Source organism: Guyparkeria sp. TX1, assembly GCF_046523965.1.
Lineage (GTDB): Bacteria > Pseudomonadota > Gammaproteobacteria > Halothiobacillales > Halothiobacillaceae > Guyparkeria.
Genome location: NZ_CP144142.1, coordinates 1,144,911 through 1,158,367, shown reverse-complemented (window position 1 = coordinate 1,158,367; position 13,457 = coordinate 1,144,911). Strand labels below are relative to the sequence as shown.

14 protein-coding genes are annotated in these 13,457 nt (G+C 64.7%); 6 read left to right on the top strand and 8 right to left on the bottom strand.

Translation table 11 applies throughout. The features are described 5' to 3' along the window. Positions 1 to 4: 4 nt before the first annotated feature. The gene (locus tag VWP12_RS05405) at positions 5 to 487 is read left to right on the top strand and encodes an ATP-dependent zinc protease (protein WP_410473298.1); all 483 of its coding nucleotides are present in this window, start codon (positions 5 to 7) and stop codon (positions 485 to 487) included. Here VWP12_RS05405 and VWP12_RS05400 read toward each other — a convergent pair. After that, positions 484 to 912 (bottom strand): CBS domain-containing protein, encoded by a 429-nt coding sequence (locus VWP12_RS05400; protein WP_410473297.1) that lies wholly within the window; start codon positions 910 to 912, stop codon positions 484 to 486. The two genes, VWP12_RS05405 and VWP12_RS05400, sit on opposite strands and share 4 nt — an antisense overlap. Next, positions 899 to 2,119 carry a cation:proton antiporter gene (locus tag VWP12_RS05395; RefSeq protein ID WP_410474918.1) on the bottom strand — a complete coding sequence of 407 codons (1,221 nt, stop codon included), beginning with the start codon at positions 2,117 to 2,119 and terminating at the stop codon, positions 899 to 901. The genes VWP12_RS05400 and VWP12_RS05395 overlap by 14 nt, the downstream gene beginning before the upstream one ends. Before the next feature lie 178 nt (positions 2,120 to 2,297). On the opposite strand from VWP12_RS05395, the gene VWP12_RS05390 reads away from it, so the two are divergent. Both VWP12_RS05390 and VWP12_RS05385 read left to right on the top strand, forming a co-directional pair. Further along, entirely contained in the window at positions 2,298 to 2,450 is a 153-nt protein-coding gene (locus VWP12_RS05390) for an entericidin A/B family lipoprotein (protein ID WP_410474917.1), read from the top strand. 152 nt (positions 2,451 to 2,602) lie between these two features. After that, complete coding sequence (locus tag VWP12_RS05385; RefSeq protein ID WP_125198294.1) at positions 2,603 to 2,752, top strand: entericidin A/B family lipoprotein; 150 nt, start codon at positions 2,603 to 2,605, stop codon at positions 2,750 to 2,752. Here the strand turns inward: VWP12_RS05385 and VWP12_RS05380 are convergent. After that, positions 2,749 to 3,759, bottom strand: coding sequence for an alpha/beta fold hydrolase (locus VWP12_RS05380; RefSeq protein WP_410474946.1), 1,011 nt, complete (start codon positions 3,757 to 3,759; stop codon positions 2,749 to 2,751). The two genes, VWP12_RS05385 and VWP12_RS05380, sit on opposite strands and share 4 nt — an antisense overlap. Before the next feature lie 189 nt (positions 3,760 to 3,948). Here VWP12_RS05380 and VWP12_RS05375 point away from each other — a divergent pair, with 189 nt between their 5' ends. After that, entirely contained in the window at positions 3,949 to 4,497 is a 549-nt protein-coding gene (locus VWP12_RS05375; RefSeq protein WP_410474916.1) for a type 1 glutamine amidotransferase domain-containing protein, read from the top strand. Positions 4,498 to 4,554: 57 nt separating this feature from the next. Here VWP12_RS05375 and VWP12_RS05370 read toward each other — a convergent pair whose 3' ends face one another. Both VWP12_RS05370 and VWP12_RS05365 read right to left on the bottom strand, forming a co-directional pair. After that, positions 4,555 to 5,757 (bottom strand): DUF2254 domain-containing protein, encoded by a 1,203-nt coding sequence (locus VWP12_RS05370; RefSeq protein ID WP_410474915.1) that lies wholly within the window; start codon positions 5,755 to 5,757, stop codon positions 4,555 to 4,557. Beyond that, a complete protein-coding gene (locus VWP12_RS05365; RefSeq protein ID WP_410474914.1) occupies positions 5,758 to 5,910 on the bottom strand; it encodes a hypothetical protein in 153 nt (50 codons plus the stop codon). A gap of 204 nt (positions 5,911 to 6,114) precedes the next feature. Between VWP12_RS05365 and ilvD the strand changes: the two genes are divergently transcribed. Both ilvD and VWP12_RS05355 read left to right on the top strand, forming a co-directional pair. Then, positions 6,115 to 7,803 (top strand): dihydroxy-acid dehydratase, encoded by a 1,689-nt coding sequence (gene ilvD, locus VWP12_RS05360; protein ID WP_410474913.1) that lies wholly within the window; start codon positions 6,115 to 6,117, stop codon positions 7,801 to 7,803. A gap of 345 nt (positions 7,804 to 8,148) precedes the next feature. Further along, positions 8,149 to 8,535: a YtoQ family protein gene (locus VWP12_RS05355; protein WP_410474945.1), complete on the top strand. Its 387-nt coding sequence runs from the start codon at positions 8,149 to 8,151 to the stop codon at positions 8,533 to 8,535. 629 nt (positions 8,536 to 9,164) lie between these two features. Here the strand turns inward: VWP12_RS05355 and VWP12_RS05350 are convergent. The 3 genes from VWP12_RS05350 to cysN all read right to left on the bottom strand — a co-directional run bounded on the left by VWP12_RS05350 (position 9,165) and on the right by cysN (position 13,436). Then, entirely contained in the window at positions 9,165 to 10,562 is a 1,398-nt protein-coding gene (locus VWP12_RS05350; RefSeq protein ID WP_410474912.1) for an LTA synthase family protein, read from the bottom strand. A gap of 157 nt (positions 10,563 to 10,719) precedes the next feature. After that, positions 10,720 to 11,514, bottom strand: a complete 795-nt coding sequence (gene cysQ / locus VWP12_RS05345; RefSeq protein ID WP_410474911.1) for a 3'(2'),5'-bisphosphate nucleotidase CysQ — start codon at positions 11,512 to 11,514, stop codon at positions 10,720 to 10,722. An 11-nt stretch (positions 11,515 to 11,525) separates the two neighbouring features. Further along, a complete protein-coding gene (cysN, locus tag VWP12_RS05340; RefSeq protein WP_410474910.1) occupies positions 11,526 to 13,436 on the bottom strand; it encodes a sulfate adenylyltransferase subunit CysN in 1,911 nt (636 codons plus the stop codon). Positions 13,437 to 13,457 lie beyond the last annotated feature (21 nt).

The window sequence follows — 13,457 nt, the reverse complement described above, 5'->3', positions numbered from 1 at the left end:
CCGCATGACGGATGACAAGGACGGCACGACCGAACGACTGACCCGCCTGGGGTGGCGCGAATGGGTGGGGTTGCCCGATCTTGGCATCCGGCGGATCAAGGTGAAGGTCGATACCGGCGCGCGCACCTCCGCGCTGCATGCCTTTGCCGTCGAGCCATTTCGCCGTGACGGAGGCGACTGGGTCCGTATTGGCATCCACCCCATCCAGGGCGACAGCGACACCGTCGTGCACTGCGAGGCACCGTTGCTCGACCGCCGCCAGGTCTCCGACTCCGGCGGGCACCGGGAAAACCGCTACGTGATCGCCACGCGGCTGGTGATCGGTGAGAGCGAGCAGTCGATCGAGCTGACCCTGACGGACCGGGACACCATGCGCTTTCGCATGTTGCTCGGCCGCAAGGCGATGGAGGGGCGCTTCCTGGTCGACCCGGCGGCGTCCTATCTCACCGGCAAGCCCAAGGTTCCCCCAATTGCCTCACAGGGTTAACCCGCCGGCTCGATCGCCTTGCGCAACAGATCCGCCACGCGGATCACCCCCAGCAATCGTCGGTCGGCGTCGACTACCGGGATGTCCTCGACCCGCCGCTCCATGTGGTGGTGAAACACCTCGCTGATCCGCTCGTCCGGGCGCATGCAAAGCACGTGGTCGTCCATGTGTTCGCGCACGACACCGGCGGTCACCCGTTCGACCAGTTGCCGTCGGCTGTGGGTCGGCCGCAGGTGGGAAAGCAGCAGGCCAGCGAGCCGGCGAAATCCCAGATGACCGCAGACCCGCCCCTCCTCGTCGACCACGTAGATATCACGCACCTCGGGATGCTCGAGAAACAGGGCTGCCGCCTCCGGTAGCGACGCATCGGGCGCCACGGTCACCGCCCGAGCCGGATGCGCGTCCAACCAATTACTTGCCTTCATCGTCGTGCCCCCCGTCATGTCCGCCATTGGCCGCGTTGAGTTCGCCGGCCCGTCTCAGGCCGAACCGGGCGGCCAGCGCACCGATCGACTCGGTCAGCAGCGTGCTCGCCGTAATGATGTTGATCGCCAGGGTCGCCACCTCGGCAAAGCGTGGCTGCCCCTCGAGCATCAGCGCCATGCCTACGGCCACGCCACCCTGCGGCAGCATGCCCAGGCCCACGTTGTTGGCGATCGCCGGCGGTGCTCCGCCCAGGCGTGCACCGATCCACGAGCCGATCACCTGCCCCGCCGCCCGCAGCACGAAGAACAGCAGGATCAGCCAGCCGTGCTCGACCGCCACGGACAAATCGAAGTACAACCCGGCGAAGGTGAAGAACAGCACGAACACCATCTCCTCGAGTTGCTCGACCGGCTCGAACAACCGTTCGGCATGCACCCCGCCGAACCAGCGCGCGGTGAACCCCAGCGTCATGGCCGCGAGCAGACCGGAGAAGTGCCACGCCTCGGCCAACCCCACCAGCAGCACGATCGCGCCGATCAGCGCGACCAGGCGCAGTTCGTGTTCGTGCAACAGGCGGCTGATCCGCTCGATCAGCCAGCCGCCGATTCCACCGATCACCAGCGCCGCGACGATCTCCCAGACCACCAGCGGCAGGGCCGACACCAGGCCGTCGGCGGCCAACAGGGCCAACGCCACGGAGAAAATCACCACGCCAAGGGCATCGTCCATCGCGACCATACCCAGCAAGGCCGTGGTCAGCGGCCCGCGCGCCCGGTACTGGTGGATGATCGCGACGATGGCGGCCGGGGCAGTGATGGTCGCCAGGGCGGCGAGCACCAGCGGCACCGCCCAACCGGGCAGGTCGGGCGTGCTCACACCCAGCCAGACGAAACCGCCGAACACCAAGAGGAACGCCCCGGCGACCTTGCCGACGGTCGCCGTGATGATCGACACGCCCAGGCGACGCAGCTGCCCAACCGTGGCGGCCCCACCGATCAGGTAGGCGACGAAGCCCAGCGCGATGGCCACCAGTGGCTGGGTCCAGCGCGCGGCATCCAGGCCGAGGTGGTCGCCCAGCAGGTCCGGTGAGAACAGCATCCCTATCAGGATGTAGCCGACCACCCTTGGGACGCCGAAGTAATGGCTCCCGAGGGTGCCGAAGGCCAAACCGGCCAGCAGCAGGACGCCGATCAGCAGTATTTCCACGCCATCTCCTTATCCATACACCCGATTCGACACATCCGATCAGGAACCTCGTCGTCGTTGGACTATCCTAGGTATTGTCCGAATGAATCGGCAACGATGTGATCTTCGGCTCAAACCTCCGAGACCGTGCCGGTTCGCTCGTGGCGTCCGTAGGGAACAATGGAAGAGGTATCGGATAATGATTCACACATTTTTCAAACGGCTTGCGATGCTGATTGCCATGGCGGGCTCGCTTACCCTGCTGGCCGGCTGCAACACGATGGAAGGCTTGGGCCAGGATACCCAGGAACTGGGCGAATCAATTGAAGGCGAGGCCGCCGAGCACGATTGACGCCCTCTATCATCCGGGCGAACCAAGGCCACGCCCGACATGGTGTGGCTTTTTTTTGATCGCGCTGGCCCCGGCGCGGCATTTCAGTACGCGGCGGCATCGATCGGACACTTGCCGACGATGGCCCACACAACGCACACGGAGACTCAGCCATGATCAAACGACTCCTCAGCATCGGCTTCCTCGCCGGCCTGCTGGCCCTGACCGCTGGTTGCAACACCATGGAAGGCCTCGGCGAAGACATCAGAAGCCTTGGCAGCGCCATCGAAGGCTCGGCCAACGAAAACAAGAACGAAGACTAATAGTCAGGGATGTTGCCGGTCTCCTGACCGGAGGGCCGCGACACACTCCGTCTCAACGCCTCGGTGAATTCCCCTGGCACCTCCTCCCACGGAAAGTGCACGCATCCCGTTAGCACCTCGACCCGCGCCAACGACAGGTTCGCCTGCAGAGAGTCCAGGCTCTCGGGCATCAACAGGTCGTCCCGACAGCCGATAACATCAATCGGGATGCCCCATTCCCGGATGGCGGCGTAGTCGACCGGGTCGGCCCGGTACGCCCGCCAGCCCTCGATGTTCAATCTCGGCGAGAAATCCGAGGCATCGAACCGCTCGGCATACCGCTGGCCCTGCGCGTAATCGCGAAAATAGCTCGGCAACGACCGCTCGATCTGATGACGGGCGGTCGCCGCCGGATCATCCCCTCCCCCCATTGGTTGCTCCCAGGCCCGCTCGTCGTCCCAGCTCTCGCCCAATTCCCTCGCTCGGCGCCGATCGATCTGCTCGGCGACATCGCGCATTGCGCGGCGCTCCGCGTCGACGGGATTGAGCAGCACCAGGCGACGTACCGCGTCGGGATGAGCGCGCGTGTAAAGCAATGCCATCAACGCGCCCCAGGAATGCCCCAGCAGCACCACCGGCCGCTCGTCGATCATCGCCCGGCGAAGTGCCTCGATCTGGTCCACCCAGGCATCCAGCAGGGCCTGCCCCGTCGGCGACTCCCCGGCGATGACGTTCTCGCCCACCCCAAGCATGTCCATAATCGCCGTTCGGTAGCCCAACTCGGCGAGCCGATGCTGCACCGGCTCGAGGTTCCAGCTGGAAAAGCCGGGCCCGCCACCCAGCACGATCGCCACCGGCGCCCCTGCGTCCCCCATCAGGTGATACCGCACTTTCTGATCATCAAGCCAGACGGTCTGTGCCGTCGTGGAGTACTCGGCGTGAGCCGATGACAACGCGAGCAGGCAAACCAGCGCGATCGGAATCACCAGCGCATTGGGAACACGATCGACGCGCATCAGTCGAAACATGGACACAGCATGGATTCGGGCCTCGGAAAACGTTGCTCGAAGGGTAGTCGATCCGACGGACCGCAGCCTGCCACGAAATCACGGCGGTCGATCACCGCCCGCCCGTGCCAGGCCCGTGCCTGAAGACGCCCGCTTTGTCTTCTAGGCTAGACGCAGGTTTCACATGACGACTTCTCAAGGAGGCAACCCATGACCGAGCAACTCAACGGTAAACGCGTCGCCCTGCTGGTTGCCGACGGCTTCGAGCAGGTCGAGCTGACCGAACCCAAGCGTGCGCTGGAACAAGCCGGCGCAACCGCCCAGATTGTCTCGCCGGCCGACGGCCGGGTAAAAGGCTGGCAGCACACCGACTGGGGTGATGCCTTCGACGTCGACGTGCCGCTGGATTCGGCCAACGGGTCGGACTTCGATGCCCTGGTGCTGCCGGGCGGGGTGATGAATCCCGATGCGTTGCGCCAGAACGAGCAGGCCGTCGCCTTCGTCCGGAGCTTCTTCGATCAGCAAAAGCCGGTGGCCGCCATCTGTCATGGTGGTTGGACGCTGGCCGAGGCCGACGTGCTCCAGGGCCGGCGGGTGACCTCCTACCCCAGCATCCAGACCGACCTGAAGAATGCCGGTGCGGTCTGGGTCGATGAAGAAGTCGTGGTGGACAACGGACTGGTCACGAGCCGCAACCCCGACGACCTGCCGGCATTCAATGCCAAACTGATCGAAGAGGTAGCCGAAGGCCGGCACTAACCGCCTTCCTGCCCCATCCGCAGGCCCCACCATCAGGCCCGGCAGTTCGCCGGGCCTTCATCCGTGCGGGCAATCATTCTTTCGGCAGCGGCGCCTCGAGCCCTGCTTGACCGCCCGATAACTCTCTTCCAGTGCCTTGCGATCCTCTTGCTCGGGAAAGCCCTGCCACGCCCCCCGCCGGATCATCTCGGCCTGTCGCAATAGCGCCTCGCGATCGTCGGGTCGATGGGCGAACGCCTTGATCGCCGCCAGCGTTTCCATCAGCCGGATGCTCACCGCCGCGTTCGTGCGGCCGTGTTGCCGAATCTGGTCGAACCCCGCGTCGACCATGGCCGGGAAACTGGGCGATGGCGCAATCACCCGCAACTTCCCCTCGCTGTCATGGCGATATGGGGACGGCATTTCTCGCGTGGCCAGGCGGCATAACGCCGAGCCGAGTCGATCGATACAGGCCACGGCCGTAAACGGATCGTTGATCCCCGGCGACAGCGCCCGCACGGCAATCTCCACCAGTTCAAAGAGGGCAAACTCGATGTCCTGACCGGAGGTGCGCTGATTGCCCAGCGCAAAGGCCGCATTGACCTCACCGGCGAACTCGTCGGCCCGCTGGCCGGTGGGCCAGACCCGCAGCAAGGGGCCGCCGGCAACCACGTAATGGCCGGGATGGCATTCGAGACGCACGACCACATCCTCGCGCTCGGCCAGCGTCATCAGGGCATCCGCATCGATGAATTGCAGATAGCCATCACCGGATGAACACACTGGCTCGGCCTCCCGATCGAGGCGCCGCAAGAAGGCAGCGTCCGGGGCCGGCGCGGACTCCGCTGGCCGTTGACCGATCGTTTCGGGGAACAGGCGCTCCAGCACATCGATCAATTCATGGCCGACGCGCGCGACCACCTGGTTCGCCTGGATGGAAATGGCTACGTGATGGATGAAATAGATCAATACCCCCAGGCTGATCACCGCCAACAGCACCCCCACGGTGACCGACAGATGCGGTACAAACGCCTCTTCATCACCGCGGCGAATGGTGAGCATCACCAGCACACAGTAGAGAAACGTGGCCACGAATGTCCCGAGCACGACCTGGGTCGGAGGGTCACGCATGAAGCTGCGCAGCAGGCGCGGACCCAGTTGCGACGAGGCCAGGGAGAGCACCACCAGGGTCATGGAGAACACCACACCGGCAATCGTGGTCATTGAACCGGCGATAACGCTCAACACTGCACTGGCCCCGTCGGGTCCACCGGCGAACACTCAGCCCCAGGGAAGCCACCCCTCGCTCATCGCGAGATGGTCCGCCTGGATGGCAGCCGCCGAGAGCACCACGGCCCCGAAGACCATGATCGCCGGGATAAACCAGAAACTGGTGCGCAATGCCTCCCAGTACTTGAACAGCTGCACTTTCACGATGACGGCACCTCATCCTTTGCCGGCGCATTCCCGGAACACCCCGACCAGAAGGCCAGGCCGGTCGACGCGCGCCCGGGCATCGGTCGCCCTTGATCGCGCTGCGTCCACCTTGTTATAGCATCTGCGGATCGACGAGCTGCCATGCCCGTCGGAGCCAAGCCCTTGCTAAGGTGTGCCCAGCGACTTTTCAGGAGCAACCGCATGACCAACCCAAGCAACGATCCGCGACGCCGTCATTCCGCCCCAGTGGTGGATGGCATCAACAAGTCCGCCAGCCGGGCGATGCTGCGCGCGGTGGGCTTCACCGACGCCGACTTCAAAAAACCACAGGTCGGCGTCGCCTCGACCTGGAGCCAAGTCACCCCCTGCAACGCCCACATCGACAAGCTCGCCGACGCGGCCCGCACCGGCGCGGATGCCGCCGGTGGCAAGGGCGTGATCTTCAACACCATCACCATCTCCGATGGCATCGCCAACGGCACCGAGGGCATGAAGTACTCGCTGGTTTCGCGCGAGGTGATCGCCGATTCCATCGAGACGGTCGCCGGCTGCGAGGGATTCGACGGGCTGGTGGCGATCGGCGGTTGCGACAAGAACATGCCCGGTTGCCTGATCGGCATGGCGCGCCTCAATCGCCCGTCGGTGTTCGTCTACGGCGGCACCATCCTGCCGGGCAAGTGCCACACCGACATCGTCTCGGTGTTCGAGGCGGTCGGTGCCTACACCCAGGGTGAGATCGACCTGCCGCGCCTGGAGGACATCGAGAAGACCGCCATCCCCGGCCCCGGCTCCTGTGGCGGTATGTACACGGCCAACACCATGGCCTCGGCGATCGAGGCACTCGGCATGAGCCTGCCGGGCAGCTCGGCGCAGAACGCGGTCTCCGAGGAGAAGCGCGCCGACAGCGAAGCGGCCGGTCAGGCAGTGCTCGATCTGCTGGCGCGTGACATCAAGCCGCGCGACATCATGACCCGCGAGGCCTTCGAGAACGCCATCACGGTGACGATCGCCCTGGGCGGCTCCACCAACGCGGTGCTGCACCTGCTGGCGATGGCGAACGTGGTCGACGTACCCCTGACGCTGGATGATTTCACCGAGATCGGCAAGCGGGTCCCGGTGCTGGCCGACCTGCGCCCTTCCGGGCACTACATGATGAGCGAGCTGGTGGAGATCGGCGGCATTCAACCGCTGATGAAGATGCTGCTCGACGCGGGCCTGCTGCACGGCGACTGCCTGACCGTCACCGGCAAGACGCTGGCCGAGAACCTGGCCGATGTGGCGCCCTACCCGGATGACCAGCAGATCATCGCCCCGCTCGACGCCCCGCGGAAGGCCGACAGCCACCTGCGCGTGCTCAAGGGCAATCTTGCCCCCGAGGGCGCGGTGGCCAAGATCACCGGCAAGGAAGGCACGCGCTTTTCCGGCACCGCGCGGGTGTTCGGCTCCGAGGAAGAGGCCCAGGCCCGCATCCTCGACGGCACCGTCGCCGCCGGCGACGTGGTGGTCATCCGCTACGAAGGCCCGCGCGGCGGGCCGGGCATGCGCGAGATGCTCTCGCCCACCTCGGCGATCATGGGCCGGGGCCTGGGCAAGGAAGTGGCGTTGATCACCGACGGGCGTTTCTCGGGTGGCAGCCACGGCTTCGTCGTCGGCCACATCACGCCCGAGGCCTTCGACGGTGGGCCAATCGCCCTGGTCGAGGACGGCGACACCATCACCATCGACGCAGTGGCCGACACCATCGAGGTGCACGTGGACAACGACGAACTCGAACGCCGCCATGCCAACTGGCAACGCCCCGCCCCGCGCTACCCGCGCGGCGTGCTGGCCAAATACGCGAAGACCGTGAGTTCGGCCTCCACCGGCGCGGTCACCGACCTGCCCGACTGAATCGACCCAGGAGATACCGATGAGCCTTACCGTTTACCTGTCCGGCGAGATCCACACCCCCGGGAACCTCGGGGTGGATCGAACGGCCTCTCTGCGCACCTTGAGCCGGGCAGATGCAAGGCGACCGTCCGCCGCGGAAGGGTGATTCCCTTTCCAAGGACGGCAACGCAGCAGATGGCCGGCTAAAGGTGCGCCCGAAGGGGCCTTGCGAGTGCCCCGCCTTCTTCGTTGCCATGTCTCGCCGTGCCCCCCGGCACGCCATCGACATGGACGCCTTGAAGGCGGACCACTCGCAAGGCCAGAGAGGCCGTTCGATCCACCCCGAGGTTCCTTGCGCGCGAACAGATCGAGCAAGGCGCACGCGATGCCGGTCTGGATATCACCTTCACCCGCCCGGTCACCGATCACGCCGCCAGCGACGCCGCCGGTGACCTGCTCGGCGAGGAATCCAAACAGTTCTGGCGCGACCACAAGTCCGCCAAGGTCAACGCGATCCGCATCAAGACCCTGATCGAGCATGCCGACGTGGTCGTGGTGCGCTTCGGCGACAAGTACAAGCAATGGAACGCCGCCTTCGACGCCGGTTACACCGCGGCACTGGGCACGCCCTACATCACCCTGCACGACGAGGGGATCGTCCACCCGCTCAAAGAAGTCGACGCCGCCGCCATGGCCTGGGCGACCACCCCCGAACAGGTGGTCGGCATCCTCAAGTACGTGATTCGGGATTGAGGAGCTGGTCTCGCTCCCGAGCGTCTGAAAAGAAAGGCAGCTGAGGACCTCAGCTGCCTTTCTGGCTTGTCATGCCCTAAAGAAAAATTAGTGGCAATGAACGACTCCCGTGCGGTTATCCATGTGGCAACACTGCCCGGGAGGGGAGCTTTTCCTGCATCCGCCCCCATGTTCCAACACGCCGGCCCCCTTGTACGTTGGAGCTGGAACGCCAGTGCCCGCCGCGTAGCCCAGCCCTGTGAACAGCAAGCCCGCTGCAAAGACCGTTAGAATTATTTTCATCTCGCTTCCTCCTTTTTGGGAGCGTCTTGAAGTTAGCACCATCATATGGAAGTGAAGATGTATTTCTTCTCGGACCGAGATAATGAGGAGAAGATGCGCCAATACAATGGGTTTCACCGGACCATACGACGGTGCTCCTCAAAACAAGAAAACCCCGCTCGAGGCGGGGCAACGAGGAGCAAGTAAGAAATCACCAAGTGAGAGCGGTGCGGCTGGGCGCTTCGAGGAAGCCCGCTTCCGCTCATGGCCGGCAAACCGATCGGCAAGCCGTCGACCGGGCCAGCCACATGACCACTGTGCCGCTGCGATGTGACATGGATGTGTACAGGGAGCTACCGGCGCAGGCTTCAGCGTTCCGTGGCCGTCCACCCGATGGCATCGATCAATGTCGCTCCAAGCTCATGCAGCGACCGCCGAGCGGGAGGCCTCGAAAGCCCCGGCTCGGTCCGCCACACGAGGTAATCGGTGGAGCGACCCGGGTAACCGTGGCGCGCGTAGACAGCCGGCAGGATCGGGGGGTGATCACCGAACCAGCACAAGGCACCCGGCCGCTCGTCACCCTTGAGGGCAGCGGCAAGACGCCCCAGCATTCGATCCGCATTCGCCAGGTGACGCAGGTAGATGGTCGCATCGGGGTCGGTGCTTGCCTGCCCGCGAACGAAGTAGTCCTCCGACTCGCCGGGGCGCGGGGTTTCCAGGTGCAGCGGGCCATGATTCTCCATGGTGATCACGAACACGAACACCGGCTGATCCGACTTACCCAAACGCCCGATCACCCAGTCGGCGAGGGCTTCATCGTCGACGTACGGACTCTCACCCCGGGCGTGGGCAAAGTGCGAGATATCGACAAACTCGTCGAACCCAAGCAACGGCATGACCTGCTTCCGGCGATAGAACCCCCCATGGTAGGGGTGCACACACACTGTCCGATATCCCGCCGCGCGAAAAGCGGATGCCAGCGTCGCGTCCAGAAATCCGGACTGCACGAATCGATAGGGACTGAACTGTCGATGACCGAGCTCGCCGCCCGCCACACCGGAAAGAAATGCGAACTCGCTGCGAATCGTGTTGGCACCAAACGCCGGCACATCAAGTTTGCCGGAAAGGCCTTCCCGAGCGAGGCGGTCGAAATGCGTCAACACATCCGGCCGAATCCCGGGAAGGCGATACCTGGGGTCAAAGAAGGACTCGCTCTGCACCGCGACGACGTTTGGTAGGCCCGGTTTCGGCGAAGGAGACAGGCGCCTGCGCCGCCATGGCATGGCGGGCTCAGGGGACGCTTGCCGGGCCGCTGCCTGAAACGCCAGGTGCGCGATCAGCCCATACCGGCGATGGTCGATGCCGGGGCGAAACGTGAGTCCCGCCGCCCCGCGACGGGCCGACAGCACCACGACCACCGCCCCGGCGGCAAACAAGCCGGTGGCAACCGTGATTGCATCAACACTGCGCGCCCAGGCCGGCTCCAACCACCAGCCGGCAACGACGACGCCGATCGACACGACGATGATTGCCACCCCCTTGGCTCCGCCGAGGAACGGCAAGAACAGGCGGGGATGGCGAACGGCGTCCAGAAAATAGTCGTAATCGTCGAACAGGAACGGTTCTCTGAGCACCCGCTCCTTCGCGTTGTTGACCATCACCAGGGCGAACCAGAGCGCCCAGCCGATGCCCAACGCGAAGACGGGCCGGGCCAGCACGATCACCAATAGCGAGAACAGGGCCGTCCAGACCCCGGCGTGGGTCACAACCGCCGCTGTTTGCCGGCGACTGGGAGGAAGCGCTCGAGGACGCTGAAACGACTCGATCATCAACGCCCCGATAAATCCAACCACCCCTAGGGCGGGGATACCGAGGGCTGTGATCACGATGTGCCGTCCATCATGTCACCGCGACCGCCACGAGCTATTCGCCCAAAGCCGGCCATTGATTGACATGACGCCCGAAGGCAAGAAAGTGCGGATTGAGCACCTCGGACGTGTCGGCGTAACAGAGCACGTCGCCAGACGACTCAATCACCTGGCCCCCAGCCGCCTCCACCACGGCCTGGGCCGCACCGGTGTCCCAGAGGCTGGTCGGCCCCAGACGGGGGTAGACGTCGGCCGCCCCCTCCGCGACGAGGCAGAGCTTCAGCGAACTGCCCATGGGAACCATTTCGTGCTCGCCAAGCTCGGCCAGCCAGTCGGCCATCTTCGGACTGGCGTGGGAGCGACTGCCCACCACGCGCCACGGCCCGTCGTGCTCGCCGGCCACCGTGATCGGCCGCGTCCCGTCGCCATCCACACGCCAGGCGCCTTCCTCCGGCCAGCCGATGTAGGTCCGGTCCAGGTCCGGGGCGTGGACCACGCCCAGTATCGGCCGGCCGCTCTCAATCAGCGCGACGTTGACCGTGAACTCGCCGTTCTTCTTGATGAACTCCTTGGTGCCGTCCAGCGGGTCGACCAGCCAGTAGCGGCCCGCGGCGTCCGCCCCCGGGAATCCCTCCACATCCTCTTCCGAGAGGATGGGGATGCCCCCGAGCAGCGGCGCGAGCCGCTCGCTGATCAGGTCGTGTGCCGTCTGGTCGGCCTCCGTCAGCGGGCTCTTGTCGGCCTTCTCCTCGACCGAAAAGTCCCGCGCGTAGATCGTCATGATGGCCCGCCCCGCCTCCTCGGCGATGGCGACCACTTCGTCCAGTAATGCCTGGTTGATTGTCATCATGTCACCTCGCTTCAAGCTGCCGGAATCATGCCGCGCTCGGCGAGCAACACGAGGATTCGGTCCGCCGCCTCGTCAGCCGAGAGTTCGGCGGCCTTGATGTGCAGATCGGGGTTTTCCGGCGCCTCGTAGGCCGAGTCGATACCGGTGAAGTTCTTCAATTCGCCGCGACGGGCCTTCTTGTACAGACCCTTGACGTCACGCTCTTCGGCCACCTCGAGCGGCGTGTCGACGAAGATCTCGATGAACTCGCCTTCCTCAAGCATGCCGCGCGCCATCTCGCGCTCGGAGCGGAACGGCGAGATGAACGAGGTCAGCACGATCAGGCCGGCGTCGACCATCAGCTTGGCCACCTCGGCCACTCGACGGATGTTCTCCACCCGGTCGGCGTCGGTGAAGCCCAGATCCCGGTTGAGACCGTGGCGAACGTTGTCGCCATCCAGCATGTAGGTGTGCTGCCCGGCCGCGGCGAGCTTCTTCTCCAGCGCGTTGGCGATGGTCGACTTGCCCGCCCCGGACAGCCCGGTGAACCAGAGCACGCCCGGCTGCTGTGCCTTGAGTTCGCTCCGGCGTGCCTTGTCGACGTCGACGTGCTGACGGTGGATGTTCTGGCTGCGACGCAGCGCGAAGTGGAGCATCCCGGCACCGACGGTGTTGTTGTTCATCCGGTCGATGAGGATGAAGCCGCCGGTATCCTGGTTCTCGGTGTACGGGTCGAAGGCGATCGGACGGTTGATCGACAGGGTGCACACGCCGATGCCGTTGAGCCCCAGCTGCTTCGCGGCGGTGTGCTCGAGCGTGTTGACGTTCACCTCGTACTTGATGTCGGTGACCGTCGCGCTGACCGTCTGGGTGCCGATCTTCATCAGATACGGACGGCCCGAATAAAGCGGCTCGTCATGCATCCACACCAGCGAGGTCTCGAACTGGTCGGCCACCTGCGGCGGGGCGTCGGTCGTCGAGATGACATCACCACGAGAGATATCGATCTCATCCTCGGTGGTCAGCGTGATTGACTGGCCGGCCACCGCCTGATCGAGGTCACCATCGAAGGTGACGAGACGTTCGACCCGGCTGGTCTGGCCAGAGGGCAAGACGCGGATCTCATCGCCGGGACGGATCACGCCGCTGCCGATCGTGCCGGAAAAGCCACGGAAATCGAGGTTGGGCCGGTTGACCCACTGGACCGGCAGCCGGAACGGCTTGCGCTGGAGCCGATCGTCATCCACCTCGACCGTCTCGAGAAAGCCCATCAGGGTGGTGCCGTGATACCACGGCATCCGATCGCTGTGATCGACGATGTTGTCACCCTTGAGCGCGGACATCGGAATGAAGGTGACTTCGTCAATCCCGATCTCGTCGGCAAACGCGCGGTAGTCGGCCACGATTCGATCGAAGACCTGCTGCGAGTAGTCCACCAGGTCCATCTTGTTGATCGCGACCACGACGTGGCGGATGCCGATCAGGTGCATCAGGAAGCTGTGCCGGCGTGTCTGGGTCAGCACGCCCTGCCGGGCGTCGACCATCAGGATCGCCGCATCGGCGGTCGATGCACCGGTGACCATGTTGCGCGTGTACTGCTCGTGGCCCGGGGTGTCGGCGACGATGAACTTGCGCTTGTCGGTGGAGAAAAACCGGTACGCCACGTCGATGGTGATGCCCTGCTCCCGCTCGGCCGCCAGGCCGTCGACCAGCAGGGCAAAGTCCATGTCGCCACCCTGGGTGCCGTACTTCTTCGAGTCGGCCTCCATGGCGGCGAGCTGGTCCTCGAACAGCAGCTTCGATTCGAACAACAGCCGCCCGATCAGCGTACTCTTGCCGTCATCCACGCTGCCGCAGGTGATGAACCGCAGCAGCCCCTTGTTCTCGTGTGATTTCAGGTATCCCTCGATATCCGAGGCGATCAAGTCCGATGCGTGTGCCATATGCCAAAAACCTTTTCTTTA